Origin of the sequence: Lysinibacillus sp. GJ-1, from assembly GCF_021166035.1 — a bacterium.
GTDB classification, from domain to species: Bacteria; Bacillota; Bacilli; order Bacillales_A; family Planococcaceae; genus Lysinibacillus; species Lysinibacillus sphaericus.
Window position 1 is genome coordinate 2,848,004 of sequence record NZ_CP088912.1, and the last position, 20,075, is coordinate 2,868,078.

General features: G+C 39.5%; 19 protein-coding genes and 2 pseudogenes. 4 read left to right on the forward strand and 17 right to left on the reverse strand.

From position 1 onward, the window contains the following. Window position 1: 1 nt before the first annotated feature. Window positions 2-1,162: an aminotransferase class I/II-fold pyridoxal phosphate-dependent enzyme gene (locus LO754_RS14090; RefSeq protein WP_107894384.1), complete on the forward strand. Its 1,161-nt coding sequence runs from the start codon at window positions 2-4 to the stop codon at window positions 1,160-1,162. Between the two features lie 125 nt (window positions 1,163-1,287). Here the strand turns inward: LO754_RS14090 and LO754_RS14095 are convergent, their stop codons facing one another. After that, on the reverse strand, window positions 1,288-1,701 hold the full coding sequence (locus tag LO754_RS14095; protein WP_024361078.1) for an NUDIX hydrolase: 414 nt from the start codon (window positions 1,699-1,701) through the stop codon (window positions 1,288-1,290). A 74-nt stretch (window positions 1,702-1,775) separates the two neighbouring features. On the opposite strand from LO754_RS14095, the gene LO754_RS14100 reads away from it, so the two are divergent. Beyond that, on the forward strand, window positions 1,776-2,270 hold the full coding sequence (locus LO754_RS14100; RefSeq protein WP_231784639.1) for a GNAT family N-acetyltransferase: 495 nt from the start codon (window positions 1,776-1,778) through the stop codon (window positions 2,268-2,270). Between the two features lie 51 nt (window positions 2,271-2,321). Here the strand turns inward: LO754_RS14100 and LO754_RS14105 are convergent, their stop codons facing one another. The 9 genes from LO754_RS14105 to LO754_RS14145 all read right to left on the reverse strand — a co-directional run bounded on the left by LO754_RS14105 (window position 2,322) and on the right by LO754_RS14145 (window position 10,666). Continuing rightward, window positions 2,322-2,663 (reverse strand): cupin domain-containing protein, encoded by a 342-nt coding sequence (locus LO754_RS14105; protein WP_231784640.1) that lies wholly within the window; start codon window positions 2,661-2,663, stop codon window positions 2,322-2,324. A 38-nt stretch (window positions 2,664-2,701) separates the two neighbouring features. Next, a complete protein-coding gene (locus LO754_RS14110; RefSeq protein ID WP_108030063.1) occupies window positions 2,702-3,217 on the reverse strand; it encodes a GNAT family N-acetyltransferase in 516 nt (171 codons plus the stop codon). Window positions 3,218-3,343: 126 nt separating this feature from the next. Next, a complete protein-coding gene (locus LO754_RS14115) occupies window positions 3,344-3,487 on the reverse strand; it encodes a YpzG family protein (protein ID WP_231784641.1) in 144 nt (47 codons plus the stop codon). A gap of 316 nt (window positions 3,488-3,803) precedes the next feature. After that, window positions 3,804-5,096, reverse strand: coding sequence for a serine aminopeptidase domain-containing protein (locus LO754_RS14120; protein ID WP_231784642.1), 1,293 nt, complete (start codon window positions 5,094-5,096; stop codon window positions 3,804-3,806). Window positions 5,097-5,520: 424 nt separating this feature from the next. Then, window positions 5,521-5,913 (reverse strand): carboxymuconolactone decarboxylase family protein, encoded by a 393-nt coding sequence (locus LO754_RS14125; RefSeq protein WP_025219880.1) that lies wholly within the window; start codon window positions 5,911-5,913, stop codon window positions 5,521-5,523. Window positions 5,914-6,135: 222 nt separating this feature from the next. Next, a complete protein-coding gene (argH, locus tag LO754_RS14130) occupies window positions 6,136-7,509 on the reverse strand; it encodes an argininosuccinate lyase (protein ID WP_231784643.1) in 1,374 nt (457 codons plus the stop codon). 80 nt (window positions 7,510-7,589) lie between these two features. Continuing rightward, a complete protein-coding gene (locus LO754_RS14135) occupies window positions 7,590-8,783 on the reverse strand; it encodes an argininosuccinate synthase (RefSeq protein ID WP_231784644.1) in 1,194 nt (397 codons plus the stop codon). 170 nt (window positions 8,784-8,953) lie between these two features. Then, window positions 8,954-9,709 (reverse strand): SDR family NAD(P)-dependent oxidoreductase, encoded by a 756-nt coding sequence (locus LO754_RS14140; protein ID WP_229386982.1) that lies wholly within the window; start codon window positions 9,707-9,709, stop codon window positions 8,954-8,956. A gap of 9 nt (window positions 9,710-9,718) precedes the next feature. Beyond that, complete coding sequence (locus tag LO754_RS14145; RefSeq protein WP_024361087.1) at window positions 9,719-10,666, reverse strand: MBL fold metallo-hydrolase; 948 nt, start codon at window positions 10,664-10,666, stop codon at window positions 9,719-9,721. Between the two features lie 393 nt (window positions 10,667-11,059). Here LO754_RS14145 and proC point away from each other — a divergent pair, with 393 nt between their 5' ends. Both proC and namA read left to right on the forward strand, forming a co-directional pair. Then, on the forward strand, window positions 11,060-11,866 hold the full coding sequence (gene proC / locus LO754_RS14150) for a pyrroline-5-carboxylate reductase (RefSeq protein ID WP_024361088.1): 807 nt from the start codon (window positions 11,060-11,062) through the stop codon (window positions 11,864-11,866). 45 nt (window positions 11,867-11,911) lie between these two features. Next, entirely contained in the window at window positions 11,912-12,922 is a 1,011-nt protein-coding gene (namA, locus tag LO754_RS14155) for an NADPH dehydrogenase NamA (RefSeq protein ID WP_231784645.1), read from the forward strand. 136 nt (window positions 12,923-13,058) lie between these two features. Here the strand turns inward: namA and LO754_RS14160 are convergent. The 7 genes and pseudogenes from LO754_RS14160 to rnz form a co-directional block, all read right to left on the reverse strand. Then, a pseudogene (locus LO754_RS14160) lies at window positions 13,059-14,113 on the reverse strand (LLM class flavin-dependent oxidoreductase). A gap of 13 nt (window positions 14,114-14,126) precedes the next feature. Beyond that, window positions 14,127-15,068: a ring-cleaving dioxygenase gene (locus tag LO754_RS14165; RefSeq protein ID WP_024361091.1), complete on the reverse strand. Its 942-nt coding sequence runs from the start codon at window positions 15,066-15,068 to the stop codon at window positions 14,127-14,129. 54 nt (window positions 15,069-15,122) lie between these two features. After that, the gene (locus LO754_RS14170) at window positions 15,123-15,566 is read right to left on the reverse strand and encodes a MarR family winged helix-turn-helix transcriptional regulator (RefSeq protein WP_024361092.1); all 444 of its coding nucleotides are present in this window, start codon (window positions 15,564-15,566) and stop codon (window positions 15,123-15,125) included. A 95-nt stretch (window positions 15,567-15,661) separates the two neighbouring features. Next, window positions 15,662-16,282: a sporulation-specific diadenylate cyclase CdaS gene (gene cdaS, locus LO754_RS14175; protein WP_024361093.1), complete on the reverse strand. Its 621-nt coding sequence runs from the start codon at window positions 16,280-16,282 to the stop codon at window positions 15,662-15,664. A 168-nt stretch (window positions 16,283-16,450) separates the two neighbouring features. Beyond that, a complete protein-coding gene (locus tag LO754_RS14180; protein ID WP_231784646.1) occupies window positions 16,451-16,681 on the reverse strand; it encodes an acyl-phosphate glycerol 3-phosphate acyltransferase in 231 nt (76 codons plus the stop codon). A gap of 97 nt (window positions 16,682-16,778) precedes the next feature. Further along, window positions 16,779-18,773 carry a methyl-accepting chemotaxis protein gene (locus tag LO754_RS14185; RefSeq protein WP_024361095.1) on the reverse strand — a complete coding sequence of 665 codons (1,995 nt, stop codon included), beginning with the start codon at window positions 18,771-18,773 and terminating at the stop codon, window positions 16,779-16,781. 354 nt (window positions 18,774-19,127) lie between these two features. Then, a pseudogene (gene rnz / locus LO754_RS14190) lies at window positions 19,128-20,061 on the reverse strand (ribonuclease Z). Window positions 20,062-20,075: the final 14 nt, after the last annotated feature.

Genomic DNA, 20,075 nt, shown 5'->3' on the forward strand with positions numbered 1-20,075 from the left:
AATGAAACAACATATTGAAACAGCGCTTATCCACGCAGGTGTGCGTGATGGCTACGAAAATAAAAAAGGTGCGGTTAATGTACCACTGTATGTTTCTTCAACATTTCACCAAGAAAGCATCGATGAATTCGGTGAATACGATTATGCTCGTTCTGGTAACCCAACACGTGATGCGTTAGAGAAAGCCGTTGCCGAGCTTGAAGGTGGCGTTCGTGCACATGCCTTCTCCTCTGGTATTGCAGCGGTTTCCGCAGCCTTAATGTTATTATCACAAGGTGATCACATTGTCATTACAGAGGATGTTTATGGTGGAACATACCGCTTTGTGTCAAAAGTATTACCTCGATTCGGTATTACGCATACGTTCGTGGATTTTACTGATATAGCAGCAGTTGAAGCAGCCATTACGCCTGCTACAAAGCTTCTCTACATGGAGACACCATCGAATCCTACATTAGGGATTACAGATATCCGTGCAATAGTCGCACTAGCTAAACAACATCAATGTCTAACGTTTTTAGATAATACATTTATGACACCTTTACACCAACGACCTCTAGACTTAGGTGTAGACGTTGTCATTCATAGTGCAACGAAGTTTTTATCTGGTCACTCAGATATTATTGCGGGACTTACTGTAACAGCAGATGAACAACTCGGAAATGACCTGTATTTCATCCAAAATTCTTTTGGTAATATTTTAGGTGTACAAGATTCCTTCACACTACTACAAAATATGAAAACAACCGATGTACGTTTTAGCCGTTCTGCTGCATCAGCACAAAAGATTGCACAGTTTTTAGAAGCAAATTCCCTTGTTGAGCAAGTGTACTACCCAGGTCTTGCCTCACATCCTGGCTATGCCATTCATCAAAGCCAATGTACAAGTGCAGGCGCTGTCTTGTCGTTCCGCCTACCTCATTATGCAGCAGCGAAAGCCTTGGTAGAGGCAATGAAGATTCCCGTATTTGCTGTATCTCTTGGTGGTGTGGAATCGATTCTTTCCTACCCAGCAAAAATGAGCCATGCAGCAATGGAACCTGAAGAACGCATCAAACGTGGCATTACGGATGGATTATTACGATTCTCAGTTGGTTTGGAGCATGTGGATGATTTAATTGCAGACTTTGCCCAAGCATTAGAAATTGCCGCTAAAGCGTAAAAATAAAACTTGCGTGACTGGCACCATAACCCACTTTGAATTTCCGGCGAGCACAGTGTAAGCCGCCGAAATTTAAGTGGGTTTTAATTTTACCTAAATATTCAGAATTGTTTGGGTGGCAGGCACTAGACAATACGATATAAATAATCGCCATGTCCTTTTGCGAGCTCAACGTCATGTTCCTTTTCAATCCAATAAAACGTAAACTGTAAGTTGCCCTCGTTTAAGCCTGTTGGATTGTGTTGCCAAGTATGTTGGGACTCATTTGAAGTTAAATGAAAAAAATAGCGTTTTTGCAATGCTCCTGAATAATGCTCGGCATAATCCTGTGCGATAAGGCCTTGTACTTCTAAATTTGTTAAACCCGTTTCCTCCACCATCTCTCGTATAACTGCTTCAAGTGGCGTCTCTCCGTCTTCAATTGTACCTTTTGGAATTTGAATGCCTGCTCCCTCTGTATTTTGCTCAAATACAAGGACCTGAATCCGATCATCATAGTTTCGGGTAATATAACCAAATGCTTTTTCTAACACTTGCATAAAAACATCCCCCCTTTGTCGTTATGTTATATGTTACAATATATAGAAATTATTGAAATTGTAGGTGATATGTATTGACACTCATTATACGACAAATGAATGAAGATGACATCTCTTTTGTCCAAGAAATTGCACAAACATCTTGGACTGCTACCTATGAAGGAATCATACCAAAGCATATTCAAGAACGATTTCTTCAAGCCGCCTATAGTGACGAACGGTTAACATGCCGTCTTCAAACAAGCCCTTTTTTAGTGGCAACAGTTGGTGAGTCTCTTATTGGCTTTGCTAATTTTTCACATGTTAATGAAGAGGGGCAAGCCGAATTACTCGCTATTTACCTCCTTCCAACCGCTCAACATAAAGGCATCGGTTCAGCTCTACTGGAAAACGGTATTCAAAGATTACAAGGAGCAACTTCGCTTACTGTATGCGTTGAGAAAGACAATAAAATTGGTAGACAATTTTACAGCGCAAAGGGCTTTCAACAAGTTGAAGAATTTGATGAATTATTTGAAGGGCATATGTTAAAAACAATACGTTTGATTCTACCATTAGCAAAAAAATAACGGGGTCACTGTCTCCTTCTTGTTACGAAATATTCAAGTGTTGCCCTCTATTTATATAGGCAAGTCAATTTGCTTAGATTGAATAACGAGGGCTGTTAACCCTTTGTCACTGCCGGACTCATGGACTTGTCCCACGTGCCAAAAAACACTATCCCCCTGTTTTACGACTAATTTCTCCCGATTCTCACCACAGACCCATCCCTCTCCTTCAATAACTATAAATAGCTGTGGAACAGGTGCTTCATGCAGACCTACCAGTCCACCCGCTTCTATGTATATAAACCCTATATTTGTTGGCTCCACTGTTGTCATGATTTTTGTGTAAAATGAATGCAACGAGTTGTAATTGTGAATGGCATTAGCGCCGTCCTTTGTAAACTTATAAATTTTCATAAAACAACCTCTTTCTTATTAACAGAATGAAATATGCATTAAACCAATTTGTACATTAATACATCATCAACATATAGATTGTCAGCGATTTTGATTTCATGTATCTTTCTACCTTCTTCGATAAAACCCATTTTTTGATAAAGGGCAATAGCACTGATATTGCTGGACAATACGCCTAAACAAACTTTCTCGATTAGTGGATTGGCAGCTGCCCATGTCAGTAGCGCTTCAATTAAACGTTTCCCAATTCCTTGCCCTCGTTGATCTTTTCGAACCATCATTCCAAAGCTACCTGTATGGGCTAGACGTTTTCGTTCTGGCGATTGAAATGCTAGCCAGCCAACGATCGTTTTATTGCATTCGGCAATAAGAATTATGTCACGATCATTCGCCAATTTCTTCTGTATCCATGCTTGCTGACCTTCAATTGTTTGTTGAAATTCTGCTTCGGTCGAGATGAAATATCGTTCTTCAGCCATTACTTCCTGTTGAATCTTCAGCATTTGTTGTGCATCTGCAAAACATGCGACGCGAATGTTTATTTGCTTGCTCATTCTAGTTCCTCCCTTCTCACTTCCTTTATTTTACTACACATCCAATACTTATATAGTACAGAACCTTAAATAAAAAAAGCCCAGAAAAATTTCTGGGCTTGATGACACTTATTACTTCTAGCATGATTAAAACTGTCGGGCTTTCGCTTCACTTCTCAAGATACGGTTATGGAGAGTAATCTCCGTTTCACCATTTACTTGAGATTTTGAACGCTTAATCCTTGTCCAGTTACGGTGGATTTTTTGAGATTTCGGGTCTAATTGTTCCACTACTCATTTTACATCCTCCTCATCATTATAGACTTTATAAGTGAATCCATGTTAGTATGACCGTTCGATTAAAAGACTACACCTCTTTTTTGAAATCGCGAAAAATTTTTATGTGTGTTGTTTAATAACGCGATATTTTCACCATCATATTATGAAACGCTTTACAAAGAGTACATGAATGTATTTGTTTTGAGAAAAAATTGTGTGACCTGCCCAAGCATTCATCATGCTGATACTCGTTACTTGACCCTTTTAAAAATAAAAACAGCCACAACATAAGTCGAACCAGACCTATGTTGTGACCATTTGTCTATCGCTACTGTTCATTGGCGATAAATTTGTGAATGGCTGGCAATAACTTTGGATGTAGCGGCAATGTTGGGTCTGCATAGGTCGCTAAATTCTTCGTTCTATCCTCCGGTGCGTTTTTTAGAATATGATTCATGCCCTCCAGATAGAGAAGTTCTGCTTTTTCATCGCCTTGCTTAAGCGCTTCGGCATCTGTTGCATTCACTTGGATATCTGTCGTTCCTTGAATCAGTAACACGCGTCCTTCTACGTGTTGAAGTTCAGTAGCTGGATTATATTTCAGCCATGACATCATATATGGCTGCACAGAAGGTCTAAATAATGCTTGTAGCTCAGGCGATACATGTTGCACTTGCTCTCCTTTTTTCAGCGCGGCTAGAATCATATTAGTTTCAGCCGTTAGAGCAGGTGTTAATTGTCCTGATAATTGCTCTAAAAGTAACGTATCAGCCCTTCTACCTGCGCCTGCTATTGACACAAATGATGCCACATTGGTCTTTTGAGCGGCGAGCATGCCAATTAATGACCCTTCACTATGCCCAATAATATGAACGCTTGAAAAAGCTTGATTGGCGGACAGTACATGAATAATTTGCACTGCATCGTCAACATATTGATCGATGGAGATATCCTCTTCCTTTTTCAATAGCGATGCATTATCCCCGATACCTCGTTTATCGTATCGTACACTTGCAATACCTTCTTGAGCTAATCCTTCAGCAAGCATTTTCAAACTATTATTTTTTCCTGCAATTGCGGAATTTCCATCCTTATCTGTCGGACCAGAGCCTGCAATAATGAGTACGACTGGTGAAGGCTTGTTACTGCTTTTTTGCAGTGCGACCGTTAAATCGCCATCTTTAACTGGTACTGTGAGTGTTTCGTAGGAGACAGGTTGTTCTGGCTGTTCTTTATAGCGCTTTAAAACAAGGGGGAATTCCCCTCCATTTTGATTAAATGTTGCTTTAATTTGCTCGTCTTTTAACGTCCCGTTTACCTCAATCGCCGAGCCATTTAAACGAATGATTATGTGTACTTTATTACCACTATATGACACACTTTTAAATGGATAATTACTTAACCCTTGTGCAGGAACAGATAATGTTCCGCTCTCTTTTTGTAAGTCTACAATAATTGGTAGTGAACCATTTGGAAGTTCAATATCCCCTGCCCATTTTCCGATTAGCTCTTCATTCATAGCATGCTCATCCTCCTCTTTGTCGACCTGTGTTGCATTTTCTTTTGGCGAACAGGCAACTAATGCGAACGCTACCAAACATAGTACAAAAAGTTTTTTCATCAAAACCCTCCCTCATCACAATACGCATAATCAACACGATAATAGTTATATATTTGCGACTCCATCTGTCATACATAGAGTATAACAGTTTATTTGCAATATCAACATAATTTAGCAAAAAAGAAAGACCCAGAAAAATTCTGGGTCCTTGGACACTTATACCTTCTATTTGATTGTACAGTTGTGGTCTCTACTTCATCTTAAGATACAGTAACCCAGAGATATCTCTCATTACCTACTCCTTAAGATATGTGAAGTATAAACCTTATTCAGCTGTGGCGGACTTTCCTGAGATTCGTTGTCTACTGGAGTTGAACTGCTCATTCTGCATCCTCCTCATCATATTAGATGATTAAGTGTATCCTTTAACAGTATGGGCCATATCCCAAAACTCTATACATGTTGTTGAAAAATTTTTATCGCTTCATTTTTTTACAGTTAGCTGCTTTTCTGCAAATACCTGTTGAGCAATCGTTAGCGCATTTTGTACACGAGGAAAGCCGATATAGGGCACTAATTGCAAAAGTGCTTCGACAATTTCAGTAGGTGTTAATCCTGCATGCAACCCTCGTGTTATATGGGTTTTCGTTTGTGGAACAGCACTTTGTGTAACAACTGCTGTGATCACGACAAGTGCTCGACTTTTCGCATCAAGCCCTGGGCGTGAATAGACATCACCATAGGCAAACTCGATAATCATTTTGCGTAAATCGGGCGCTATGTCAGCGAGGGCATCCGATTCTACCATACGGTATACCTCTTCTTCTGTCACATAGTGCTTCATTGTTTCTAACCCCTTTGTAAAACGATCCGTCATATGACATTTCTCCCCTTTTTACATAACTATATGTTCCTTATACAAAAACCCCAATTTCGCGTCTCCGAAAATTGGGGATTGTCCTTCACATATGTAAGGTGCTCTTTTTTTGTTTCACCCTCTGGCTCCACAGAAAAAGGATTAAGGTTTTTCATAGTGCCTCTCTGGACAGCTTTAATGAATATCTATGCAAATGTCTCAAAGGACTTGCACGCAAAATAGTTAAGAAAGACAAGCTTTTGCTTTAGCGATTTGAATATTGACTTGATCGAAACCAGTACCACCTAATGAATGACGACGGCGCACAGCGGCTTCAGGTGCTAATACATCATAAATATCCGCTTCGATAAGCTCGCTTTCTTTTTTCATATCTTCAATCGGTAAATCTAATAAATAAATGCCTTTTTGAATACATGTAAACACTAATTTACCTGTTACTTCATGTGCTTCACGGAATGGCATGCCTTTTGTTGCAAGGTAATCTGCTAATTCCGTAGCATTTGAGAAGTCAGAGTGGACTGCCTTGTGCAGACGCTCCGTATTGACGGTCATCGTGCGTACCATACCTTCAAAGATTTTTAAAGAGCCAAGAATTGTATGCATTGTATCGAACATTCCTTCTTTGTCTTCTTGCATATCCTTGTTGTATGTTAACGGTGTTCCTTTTAGAACTGTCAGTAAGCCCATTAGGTTACCATAAACACGACCAGTTTTACCGCGAATTAACTCCGCCATATCTGGATTTTTCTTCTGTGGCATAATAGATGAGCCTGTCGAGAATGCATCATCCAATTCGATAAACTTAAATTCATCTGTTGACCACAAAATGATTTCCTCAGCAAAGCGAGATAAATGCGCCATTAATAAGGATGAATTGCTTAAAAATTCGACGATAAAATCACGATCACTTACAGCATCCATAGAATTCGCATACACTTCACTAAAACCAAGTAGCTCCGCTGATTTTAGACGATCAATCGGGAAAGTTGTCCCTGCCATGGCACCAGCACCTAATGGTAAGATATCAATACGTTTAATGGATTCCGTAAAACGTTGTTTATCGCGTTCAAGCATCCAAAAGTATGCCATTAGATGATGTGCAAAAGAAATTGGCTGTGCACGTTGTAAATGCGTATAACCTGGCGCAATTGTTTCAACATGCTCCTCTGCTTTTTCTAGTAACGTTTTTTGGAATGTCTCGATACAATCAATGGCTTCCTTTACACGTTTCTTTAAGAAAATATGCATATCCGTTGCCACTTGGTCATTACGGCTAAGGCCTGTATGCAGTTTACCACCAACTGGTCCTATGCAATCAATGAGCATTTTTTCAAGGTTTAAATGAATATCTTCATTGGCAACAGTAAATTCAAGCTCACCAGCGACTGCTTTTTCCTGTAATTGTGCGAGACCGCCAAGAATAGCTTCTACATCCTCTGCTGGTAAAATTCCCGTTGCACCAAGCATCGTGACATGTGCGACACTACCTTCTAGGTCTTCCAATACAAGTTGCTGGTCAAAGCCGATGGATGCGCCAAACTCATCGACCCATGCTTCTGCTGATTTTTGGAAACGTCCGCCCCAAAGTTTTGTCATAACAGCTCACCTTTTCCTAAATTACTTATCGAAAAGGTGCAGTACAGCGTTCATGCTACACTACACCCTACTTTTAATAATTATTTTTTATTAACTGAAGAGTTAACCACTGTTGGCAGACCCCATAATTCGATGAAGCCTACAGCAGATGCGTGGTTGAATTGGTCTTCTTTAGAGTATGTTGCTAATTTTTCATTGTATAATGAGTTTGGTGATTTACGTCCTTCTACAATGGCATGACCTTTGTAAAGTTTCACACGTACTGTACCATTTACGTATTGTTGTGATTCAGCAAGGAATGCTTGTAATGCATCACGTAAAGGAGAGAACCATAAACCATCATAAATTAATTCAGATAATTTTTTCTCAATCACTGGTTTGAAGTGTGCTAGTTCTTTCACAAGTGTTAAATCTTCAAGCTCTTTATGAGCAGTTAACAGTACTTTTGCACCTGGAATTTCGTATACTTCACGAGATTTAATACCAACTAAACGGTTTTCAACATGGTCGATACGGCCAACACCGTGTGCACCTGCTACTGCATTTAGTTCTTGAATTAAATCAGCAAGCTTCATTTCTTTGCCGTTTAAAGCTACAGGTTTACCAGCAATAAATTCGATTTCTACATATTCAGCTTCATTTGGCGCGTTTTCAACAGAAACCGTTAAGCCATACGCTTCTTCTGGTGGAGATACCCAAGGATCTTCCATTACGCCTGCTTCGTTTGCAAGGCCCCATAAGTTTTGGTCAATTGAGAACGGTGAATCTAATGTTGCCGGAATCGGTACATTATGTTTCATTGCATATTCGATTTCTTCATCACGGCTCCAACCCCACTCACGTACAGGAGCAAGTACTTCTAAGTCTGGATTTAATGCTTTTATTGACACTTCGAAACGAACTTGGTCGTTTCCTTTACCTGTACAACCGTGAGCGACTGCATCCGCACCCACTTGGTTAGCAATTTCCACTAACTTTTTAGAAATTAAAGGACGAGAAAGTGCTGATACTAATGGGTATTTTTGTTCGTACCAAGTATGTGCTTGTAATGAAATAAGTGCGTATCCTTCAGCGAATTCATCTTTCGCATCCACCATATATGATTCAATAGCACCTACTTGAAGTGCTTTATTTTTTACAAATTCAAGATCTTTTCCTTCACCAACGTCTAGACAAACTGCGATAACGTCCCAACCTTGTTCTTTTAACCACGGAATTGCTACAGAAGTATCAAGACCGCCTGAGTATGCTAAAACTACTTTTTTATTTGCCATACAAAATGCGCCTCCAATTGCTCTATATGATATGTATGTTTATACATTCACTTAAAAGTTTATACACGAATAGTATCATGTTATAAAAATAAATACAAGTGCATTTTTATAAAAAAATAGTTGGTGCTTGACACACAAAATATTCAGAATTTTTCGGGTGACTGGCACCGTTATTTCTTATTGAATAGTGGTTTGGCTAAAAATTCGATTGTAGCAGGCGCTAGAGCATATAGTTTACTCGTCAAGCCCATTATTTTGGGCAAGTTTACTTCTCGAACTGGACGCTCTATCGTTTTTACTGTCGCCTGTGCCACTTCTTCAGGTGTTAAAATAAATCGACCTAGAGACTCACGATAACCGCTTTCATCGTTTACTTTATCTAAAAATGGTGTATCAATTGGTCCCGGGTGAATGGCTGTTACTTTAATATTATAGGGTGCTAGCTCCATACGCAGACCATTGGTAAAACCAACAATGGCATGCTTTGTTGCCGCATAAACACTAGCCTTCGGAGTAGCGACTTTGCCGGCCTGTGAACCGATAAAAATTAGTTGCCCCTGTTCACGCACAATCATTGGTGCAGCTAGACGTTTTGCTAAATACATCGGCACGCGCACATTGAGCTCCAGCATTTCGCTTATATGTTCATCCGATAACAAAGGCGCAATAGCAAATTTACCAACTCCCGCAGAAAAAATGGCTACATCGAGCGGAGGCAGTTGCGCACATACTTCATCAATTGCTGTAAGTGACGTTAAATCAGCTTGTATCACATTGGCACCTAAACGTTGTAATGTTTTTAACGCTACCTCATTACGCCCTGTTGCATATACATGATGGCCTTGTGCAACTAATAATTCTGTAATTTTTAACCCTACACCACTCGTTGCACCTGTTACAAAGATTGTCTTTTTATTCATTTTCATGTATGAACCCTACTTTCTTCTAAACAAATAGATACCTGCCTCATTTTTCCCTGAAACCACAAGATGATTTGCCTCTAAATAATCCAAATGCCCAAGTGTTTTAGATAATGTTAAGCCTAGTTGATGCTGAAAAATCGAAGGATATAAACGCTTTGTCATTTGTACAACTGTTAGCTGATCATTTCCTAGTAACTCATAGACCTTCATGGATTGTTGGTGTTGTCTTTCTAGTCGCTTATCAATGAGAGCTGGTATATCTTCTAAATTTGCGCCATGCCCTGTATACATAATATTCACTGGCAATTGACGCAATATTTCTAGTGAAGCATTATATTGTAACAATGATTTTGGACGACCTGATGTGCGATCTAACGGTGGTTCGATTAATGGATTAGGAGTTATTTTTTCTAATAATAAATCTCCACCAATTACATAATGTAATTTTTCATCCCAAAAAATAAAATGACTTTGCGCATGCCCTAATGTTTCAAATACTTTTAACCCGGGATGACCTGGAACTTCATCGCCATCGTATAAAATTTGGGTTAATGGTCGCTCCCCTACAAGCTCTAATTCCCGTCGAACATGGACACTATGCTCAATATATGCCTGTGGAACCCCGTGTTCGAACAAACGCTCACTGTAAAACTGCTCATGATAACGTAAAAAATCTTCGTCATGTCGTAACCATTTATCGTTATAGGCATGGCCTAAAATTTCTGCATGTGGAAAAGCATCCACCCAACCTGCATGATCGGGATGGTGATGGGTTAACACAACTTGTTCAATATCTCGTAAATCAAAGCCAGCTGCCCGAATACCCCATTTCAGTGCATCATAAGCTTCCATTGTTTTCGGACCAACATCAAAAATTGTTAATGCATCACCTTTGACAATAAATGCATTGACATCTCCTACTTCATAGGGTGTTGGAATTTCTATTTTGTGTATCGACAAAGCTGTCTCCCCCTTTAGTGTAAGTAAATAATGAATACTCATTCACCTATTTTACAAGTTTTTCTTTCTCAAGTCACCCTCCTGTTGACAGCTTGACGTATTATTACTATAATTTTGAATAATCAAATTATTAGATATGCGTTGAGGAAGCCAAGTATGTAAATGGTGAAGGTGTCTAGAGAGTGTTACATTTGCTGCAAGTAACATCACCCACTCCCAATACAGAACCTACTTCTGAGCAGTTATGACAACATAACCGTTCCCCCTTGCGATAAAAGGGCTAAGAGTTGTGCCGAATTGGCAAACAAAGGTGGTACCGCGGAAACGACAGCGTTTTCGTCCTTCTATTTAAGGACGAGAGCGCTTTTTTATTTTGAATCGGAGGTTTTTCCTATGAAAAAAATTTTATTTATCGGTGCTGGCTCCATGGCAGAAGCATTGATGCACGGTTGGATAAAACAGAACGTATTTACACCACACGAAATTTATGTCACCAATCGCTCAGATAAGGAACGTTTACAGTTTTTACACGATACGTATGGCGTCCAGACTAGCATAGAGGATGCGATATACCAGCAAGCAGACTTGATTATTTTGGCGATGAAACCAAAGGATGCCATCAAGGCAATGCTTGAACTGAAAAACAAAATAACTGAACATACGGCCATTCTATCCATTTTAGCTGGCATTGCTATTAGCACGATCACTGAGCAATTAGGATTACGTCCAGTCGCTCGCGTAATGCCTAATACTTCTGCAACAATTGGCATGTCGGCAAGTGGCATTGCATTTAATGCGCAAGTATCGGCTACACAGCGCGCCATGTTTTTACAATTATTAGAAGCTGTTGGTTCTGTAATTGAAGTGGAGGAAGACCAATTACATGCCGTTACAGCACTCTCTGGAAGTGGTCCTGCTTATATTTATTATCTAATGGAAGCTTTTGAACGGGTTGGTATGGAAGTAGGGCTGTCAAAAGATACTGTCAGACTTCTTATGACCCAAACGCTTGCTGGTACAGCTGAAATGCTCAAACAATCTATTGACGAACCTGATGTCCTTCGTAAAAAAGTGACAAGTCCAGGTGGTACAACAGAAGCTGGCATTAAAGCACTTGAACAGTATCAATTTAATGCAGCGATTGAAGCATGCATTAAAGAAGCAGAAGCTCGATCTCGCGCGCTTGCAAAAAGCAAATAATCCATGCAAAATAGAGGTAATAACTAGGAATTAGGAGGGCTTGAATTGACGAAATTATTTGAACCATACCAATTGCAATCGATTACCTTAAAAAACCGCATTGTCATGGCCCCCATGTGTATGTATTCTGCGAAGGAAGACGGACTTGTAACACCATTCCATCTTGTGCATTATGCAACACGCGCCGCTGGGCAAATTGGTTTAATACTATTGGAAGCTACTGCAGTAGTACCTGAAGGACGCATCTCTAGTAATGACCTTGGTATTTGGGATGACGCTCATATCGAAGGGTTACAACAATTAGTAACAAATATGCAAGCTTACGGAGCTAAAACGGGCATTCAGCTTGCCCATGCAGGGCGTAAAGCAACTGTAGAGGGTGAAATCTTTGCCCCTTCCGCGATGGCTTTTAGTGATGCTTATAAAACACCACGTGAGATGACACTTGCCGATATTGACAATGTTATTGAAGCCTTTAAAAATGCAGCTGTGCGCGCTCGTCAAGCAGGCTTTGATGTGTTGGAGATTCATGGCGCACATGGCTATTTGATTAGTGAATTTTTATCACCTGCAACAAATAAACGTAGCGATCAATACGGTGGCTCACAGGAAAATCGCTATCGCTTATTGCGTCAAGTCATTGATGCCATCCGAAGCGTCTGGGAAGGTCCCCTACTCGTTCGTGTATCTGCTGAAGACTATGCACAAGATGGCACAACAATGGAGGACTTTATCGTCTTTAGTCGATGGATGAAATCGCAAGGCGTAGATTTAGTGGATGTCTCTACTGGCGGAGTCGTACAGGCAGATATTCATCCATTCCCTGGCTACCAAGTGCCACATGCGGAAGCGATTAAACTTGGCGCAAATATCCCTACTGGTGCAGTGGGTCTAATTACAATTGCGCAACATGCAGAAGAAATATTGCAAAATAATCGTGCTGATTTAATTTTCTTAGGTCGTGTTTTATTGCGCGAACCTTACTGTCCTCTGCATGCTGCCAAAGAACTCGGCGCAAAAATCGAACCGCCCGTGCAATATGTTCGTGGTTGGTAATACAAAGTTGGCTGATAGCTTAGAATCTTTCAAGCTATCAGCGTTTTTTTGGCATTTGTGGCGATTGGGCTGATTTTCGTGGCGATTACTTCCTTTTTCGTGGCGATTGCGCTCAGGTTAGTGGCAATTCCCAAACTTACTTTGCTGTATATTTTTTAATTGCTGGTATGATGTCATGGCCAATGATTTCGATATTCTTCATAATTTGATCGAAAGGTACGCCTCCAAAATCAATTTGTGCCATAAAACGTTGCATGCCATACAGTTCATATTGATAAAGCAACTTTTCAATAATTTGTTCTTTACTACCAACCATAAGGGCATCTCGTGTATCAATTGCTTCAGCAAATTGTTGTTTTGGATAACCACCCCCACGAATTGCTTGGAAGCCTCCATTAAGGTGAGGATACATATTTTGCAAAGCTTCTTTTGATGTATCAGCCACGTAAAATAAACTTGTTGTTGCTATCGGTAGCTTTTCTGCATCAAAACCACTTCGATCAGCTGCTTCACGATAAGCATCCACGGAAGGTTTAAAGTTAATAGCAGGTCCACCTAATGTCGTTAACATCATTGGAATGCCCATATAGCCAGCTTTTATGGCACTTGCAGGAGGACCCCCAACCGCGCGCCAAATAGGCAATGTGCCATTTTTAGGCCGTGGTAAAATTTGCGCATTATGAAGCGGTGCTCTATACTGCCCTTCCCATGACACAAGCTCTTCTTCATTGAGCTTTTTTAACAGTGCTAATTTTTCCTCAAAAATTTCTTCGTAGTCTTGTAAATTGACACCTAGTAAATGATAGGCTCCAACGCGCGACCCTCGACCTGCGACAATTTCCGCACGTCCATCTGAAATTAAATCGATGGTGGCAAAATCCTCATAGACTCTTACTGGATCGGATACACTCAACACGGTGGCAGAACTTGCAATTTTTATTTTTTCGTCGCTTGTGCAATGGCACCTAACACAACTGTATGAGCCTGTGTTGTAAAATACGACTGATGACTTTCCCCTACGCCAAAAACATCAATGCCAGCTTGCTCCGCTAATTGGCTCATTTCAATTAGCTCTTGTATACGTTGCTGAGCTGAAATCCGATGACCTGTTAAAGGGTTCGGAATATGATCTCCAAGTGAATAAAGTCCAAATTCTAAACCTGCTGATTGATCGATACGATAATTTTCCATTGTACGCTCCCCTTTAATCGAGTGGTTCTAAAATCGCTTCAATTTCTGTGCGCTGTGCTTCTAAAAATGGTGGCAAATCAAGTTCTCTTCCTAAATCCTCTATAGCAGAATCTACCGTAAAACCAGGCCCATCTGTTGCCATTTCAAAAAGAATGCCATTACGATCTCTAAAATAAAGGCTCTGGAAGTAATAACGATCGACAACGCCTGTGCTGTCTAAACCATGCGCTTTAATTACTGCATCCCATTGTTGAAGTTCTTCTACTGTAGCTACGCGCAGTGCAAGATGATGAATACTTCCTCGACCTGGTTTTTCACTTGGTCCTTCCAACTCCTTGACAATGATTTCACCCAACGTTTCGCCAGCAATTGACTGAAGTCGTACTTCTATGTCATCTTCCGTGACAACGCTATAGTCAAAAAGCTCTTGTAATAAATTTACTGTACGCTGTAAATAACGAACAGTCATTTCAACTGTGCCCATCCCTAAAATACGATGCGCTGATGCAATATCAGACCCATCCCATGCTTGCCACTCGGCTGGTATTGCTTGTCCATTATGATTTAACAGCACCATGCGCAAGCCTTCATGATCCTCAAAAAGCAAAGCATCTTTGCCTGCATATGTTGTAATATCACTGTGCTCCACTTGTAATAGCTCAAAACGTTTTTTCCAATATAGTAAACTATCATAGCTAGGTACTAATAAGCCAATGCGCGTAATGGCATTCGTTCCACGGACAGTACGTCCAGCTACAGGCATTTCAAAAAAAGTTAATTCTGTTCCGGCTGCCCCTGTAAGATCTCCATAAAATAAATGATACATCGAAGGAGAATCTTGATTGACTGTTTTTTTCACCCGACGTAAACCGAGGATTTTTGTGTAAAAATCGTTATTCTTTTTGCCATTTTTCGTTAACATTGAAATATGATGATGACCGCTAATTTTTTGCATATAAAGTCCTCCTAACGTTTTCACTTGACTACGCAAGTGATGAAGTAAAAAAAATCACACCTCGGGTAATTTTTTTTCTCGACTATGTTTTTCTAGTTTTGACAGCAGCGTATATAAAGCTTTCATTTCTTCTTCTGATAAAACCTCTTCAAAAAATGAGGATTGAAAGTGAAGTTGGCTTGGCGTAGCAGCATCGATCAATTCCATCCCTTTTACCGTCAGCGATATCGTTTTGGTCTTCCAATTTTGCTTGCGCTCTATAAGCCCCTCTTTTTCAAGGCGTGCAAGCATTCGTGACATACCACCTTGGGTCACAGTAACCTTTTCTGCTAGTTGTGATTGCGTTAATGGTGCATAGGTTTTGATTTGAATGAGCACATCAAACTGTGCAGTTGTTAAGTTAAAACGCTTTAAAAATTCATTCGATAGCTGATTACTTTGATTGGTAAAGCGCATCATCCGCAACCATGTAAGTGAGCCGAGTGTATGTTTTTCCATCACTTCGCCCTCCCTTCCTCGAACTGTAAACTCACTTTACCATGCAAGTGAGAACGGTGCAAGGAAAATATCTCGAATTTGAGATATTTTTTTTATTATAAAATTCCATGTGACGTAATCGGATGTAAGCTTCCGTTAAAAGCAAATGAAATTCTTCCCGTTTCTTCTGATATAACCATAATAAGGGCATCACTACGCTCACTTAAACCAATTGCAGCTCGGTGTCTTGTACCGAGTTTTTTATCACCGGTATAAATATCTGACAGTGGAAGCACATTGGCCGCTGAAACAATGCGGTTGCTTCTAACTAACACAGCACCGTCATGGAGAGGATTACCTGGGAAAAAAATAGATTCTAATAAAGAATGCGTAAGTTCTGCACCAATATGAATTCCCGGCTTAATCAGATGATCTACGGCGTCTTTTCTTTCAAAGACAATTAATCCACCGTGTCGTCTTTTTGACATGTTTTGCACGCAAATTGATAGTTCTGGGTATTTTTCTGTAAATGGGGACAAATAGCAATTTAAATAAAACGTTGCCGCTTGCATTTCAATCGTTAAAAAGTTGCCTTTTATTTGCTCTAAATCTGTCAGTAGACAATCTTCTTGAGAATCCATTGAGGCTAAACTTTGCTGTAAAGAAGTAATGACTTGTTTAAGCTCTTCTTTTATTGTTTGCTTTAGTGGAGCAGCGTCACAGTTTGATTGCTTCATGTAACACACCTCTTTTTCTACATAATGATTCACCACTTCGTCCTATTAGTTTTCCTTGAAGGGAATTTTTTATTCGTATTTCGCTCATTTTGCCATTTTTGAAAGTCTAATAAAAAAACACGCTGCATTTTTTGATAATCCAAAAAATGCAACGCGTTGTCATAACTGCTACATATGACCAGCACGAATTTTTTTTATAATGCTAAAAGTTGTATATACTGCTGCAGGGGCAAGAACTGCAATAAGAATTAGCCATACTTTCAAGCTTTCAGTTGTTTTTAACACTTCATAATTTGAAATAACATAGATAATAAGTCCGCCTAGTAATAAATAGCTTAATACGTTGGGAAAGATAACAAGTAAACGTAAAACAGCTGGTGGCATCTTTTGTTGATCCATTCAACCACTCCCTTTTTACTTAATTATACGGAAATCATCTATTAAACGCACTATATTTCTATAATAAGACACGCTACTCATTATACGACGTCAACGATTATACTTTATACTTTCCAGCAGATTGTTCTAGTTTTTCTGCTGTCCCATTTAGCATATCAATAATCGCCGTCATCTCATTCATGCTCGTTGCTTGATTTTGCGCTTTTTGTGCAACCGCATCTACACTAGCGGAGGTCTGCTTGGCTAATAATGAAACATCTTCCATTGTAGCGGTTACTTCTTCCGTACTCGCGGCAATTTCTTCCGTTGAACTAGAAACTAAATCTACTTGCTCAGCTAACACTTGCACATCATTATGGATGCCTTCAAAGGATTGTCGAGCCTCACTTGCAATGGCGTGACCTGCATGTAAAACATCTGCTGTTGTATAGATAGTAGATACTATATTCGTCGTTTCTTTTTGGACATTCATCACAACATGTGAAATGCGATCTGCAGCAACTTTCGATTCCTCTGCTAATTTACGCACTTCCTCCGCAACAACGGCAAAGCCTTTACCAGCCTCACCGGCACGAGCTGCCTCGATTGATGCATTTAGTGCTAGCAAATTCGTTTGATCAGAAATACCTGTTATAACATTCGTAAATTCACCAATCATTGCAGATAGTTTTTCTAATTCCTGCATACTCGCAACTGAAAGATCTGTTTTTTGATGAACATCTTCCAATTGATTTTGCAAGCGATTCATAATGTGCAAACCATTATTGGCATTTTCTTCGGTGTTACGAGAAATCGTAGAAATTTCTGCAATCGAATCAGAAATATGCTGAATACTACGCGCTAATTCTTCCATAGATTGGGCGCTATCTTCTGTATTTTTTAATTGCCCAAATGAAGCTTGTGCAACTTGGTGCGATTCATCTTGAATATTGTGCGCTGAATCCAAAGTTTGATGGGCATTTCCATGAATAATGTACGTCGCCTCTTTTATTTGCGTAGCATCCTGTTTTAAATCTCTCATAATGTGTTGGAAGTTGTCCATCATCCCATTAAAAGATGTAACCAATTGACCAATCTCGTCGTTCGAACTTACATCAATCCGCTTCGTTAAATCTGCCTCTCCTTTGCTAATATCCTCTAGTGAATTACGCACTTTTAAAATGCGAGAAACTTGTCGATTAATAGAGAAGCCTGTGATGAGGAATATAACACATACGACTATTATGGAGGCAATAATTGTCCCCAAAAGTATATTCGATAACACTTCATTCGACACAATAATCGCTAAAGAGGTACCATTTGATAAAGGCTTTACATATTGTGTAACACGTTTCCCATCATAACGCCCAGAAAATTCAGTATTTTTTGCCGAAGTAAATTGCTCTTTCGTAAAGCCAATCTTAGTTAAATTTTTATCCGTTGTTGCAACAATGGGCTCTCCTTGTTCATTTACAACTGCTGCAAAAAGGACCGTTTTAGATAAATATTTGTTTAGTTCATTTATGTAATATTCACTGCCAATACTAGCTTCTAAATCTAACAGTTGTTGACCGTGTCTTGCTACTTGGATAATTTGCGGTGTAGCTGGATTCCAACTATTAACACCAACAAATTTAAAAAATTCGCTATCCACGTCTCGAATCTGTGCTTTTTGCACAATTTGTGTAGCGCGACCATCTAATAGCTGCATATATTCAGCAGCTTGTCCATTTGGATCGGAACCAAAATTAAAATCAATATATGGTGCTACCGATGTCACTGCCGTATTCCCTTTATCATCGGTACTCCAAATTTCGTCAATCCCGCCTCGTTCAGCGATTTCTTTTAAATCTTCATATGTAGCACCTTTGTCAATAATGTACGAAGCCATCACAGATTCCGCAATCATTTCCTTCTCCATAATTTCTTCTGCTTTTGCTCTGGATTGAATAGCCCCTTCCATGCCCATAACAATTGAGCTAGCGAGTGCCTCACCATTACTCTTGACGCTTTTATAGGTCGCCTGAAAAATGTAAACAGAAAATGCGCCAATTATTAACACCACGATGGCCATAATTTCCAGCATCATTTTCCATTTCATTGATTTCCCCATTGACTATTCCCCCTAAAGTAGGATTGTTTCCATTTCATCATACAACATCATTTCCCTACATTTAATGTAATTTTTCATAATTTTAAATAATAAATTTATTCTAACGATGAAATTGTCATTAATTTGTAATAAAAAATTACCTATCTATAAAGTTGCTAGAAAAATACCAATAGAATGGTCTTTTTCTCATATTTATTGTAAAAAAATAAGTTATTTTAGAAGTTTACTTTTTCTGCCCACGACTTTTTCTAGACTTATAGACCCAATAGAAAAACACCTATTTTAATGAAGGCTCATTAAAATAGGTGTTTCAATTTCAAAATAATTACTTTTCATCCAATGCATATAATTATACTAAAATAACAAATTATTATTACTCCAATAAAAAACCGCTTGGTCCGATGTAAGGAAGGTTTGTGGGAAAATGGCTTGTGCTTGGGCTAAAAAAATTGGTAAATCATGTGGTAAAAAACGTGCACTTAAATGGTTCAGAAGTAAATATTTCGCACCAGCTTTACTTGCTACCATCGCTGCTTCTACATTGGTAGCGTGACCATAGCTCGCAGCTAAATCCGTAGTACTCCCATCAAATGTCGCCTCATGCACAACAACATCTGCTTGTTCAGCCAAGGAAATGGCTTGTTCACAATATTTTGTATCCCCCAAAATCGCAAGCGTAAAGCCTTTTTTCGGAGGTGCCACAACATCCTTTGCTTGAATAATGGTGCCATTATCAAGTGCAATATCTTGTCCTTTCTTTAACTGTCCAAGTAATGGTCCTTTCGGTACGCCGTAGGATTGGACTTTGTCCATCAGTAACTCACCAGGTAAATCCTTTTGCTCTATACGGTAACCAAAACAGGGCACGACATGTCGTAATTCACTTGCACGCACCGTAAATTTATCATCTTCGTAAATGACGCCTTCATGTACTTCTACAAATTGCAATGGATACGTTAAATGGGTTTTTGATAAAGCAAATGTCTGCTCTACCCATTGTTGTAAGCCGGCTGGTATAAATGGTCAACGGCTCATCTCCACCTTGAAATGAACGTGAGCTCAAAAATCCAGGTAAACCAAATATATGGTCGCCATGTAAATGGGTAATGAAAATTTTTGTCACTTTACGTGGCTTTAAAGACGTATGCAAAATTTGATGCTGGGTCGCCTCGCCACAATCAAAAAGCCACATTTCACCGTTTTCCTCTAATAGCTTAACCATTAATGCGCTCGTATTGCGCTCCTTCGAAGGCATGCCTGCTCCTGTTCCTAAAAAATGTAGTTGCATAACTGCCACCTCAA

Coding starts and splice junctions, on each gene's coding strand:
- LO754_RS14105 (WP_231784640.1), bottom strand. CDS start 2,663: ATGAAAATTTATAAGTTTACAAAGGACGGCGCTAATGCCATTCACAAT.
- proC (WP_024361088.1), top strand. CDS start 11,060: ATGAAAAAAATTTTATTTATCGGTGCTGGCTCCATGGCAGAAGCATTG.
- LO754_RS14135 (WP_231784644.1), bottom strand. CDS start 8,783: ATGGCAAATAAAAAAGTAGTTTTAGCATACTCAGGCGGTCTTGATACT.
- LO754_RS14110 (WP_108030063.1), bottom strand. CDS start 3,217: ATGAGCAAGCAAATAAACATTCGCGTCGCATGTTTTGCAGATGCACAA.
- LO754_RS14125 (WP_025219880.1), bottom strand. CDS start 5,913: ATGACGGATCGTTTTACAAAGGGGTTAGAAACAATGAAGCACTATGTG.
- LO754_RS14165 (WP_024361091.1), bottom strand. CDS start 15,068: ATGCAAAAAATTAGCGGTCATCATCATATTTCAATGTTAACGAAAAAT.
- cdaS (WP_024361093.1), bottom strand. CDS start 16,282: ATGAAGCAATCAAACTGTGACGCTGCTCCACTAAAGCAAACAATAAAA.
- LO754_RS14180 (WP_231784646.1), bottom strand. CDS start 16,681: ATGGATCAACAAAAGATGCCACCAGCTGTTTTACGTTTACTTGTTATC.
- argH (WP_231784643.1), bottom strand. CDS start 7,509: ATGACAAAACTTTGGGGCGGACGTTTCCAAAAATCAGCAGAAGCATGG.
- LO754_RS14120 (WP_231784642.1), bottom strand. CDS start 5,096: ATGAAAAAACTTTTTGTACTATGTTTGGTAGCGTTCGCATTAGTTGCC.
- LO754_RS14185 (WP_024361095.1), bottom strand. CDS start 18,773: ATGGGGAAATCAATGAAATGGAAAATGATGCTGGAAATTATGGCCATC.
- LO754_RS14170 (WP_024361092.1), bottom strand. CDS start 15,566: ATGGAAAAACATACACTCGGCTCACTTACATGGTTGCGGATGATGCGC.
- LO754_RS14140 (WP_229386982.1), bottom strand. CDS start 9,709: ATGAAAATGAATAAAAAGACAATCTTTGTAACAGGTGCAACGAGTGGT.
- LO754_RS14090 (WP_107894384.1), top strand. CDS start 2: ATGAAACAACATATTGAAACAGCGCTTATCCACGCAGGTGTGCGTGAT.
- LO754_RS14095 (WP_024361078.1), bottom strand. CDS start 1,701: ATGCAAGTGTTAGAAAAAGCATTTGGTTATATTACCCGAAACTATGAT.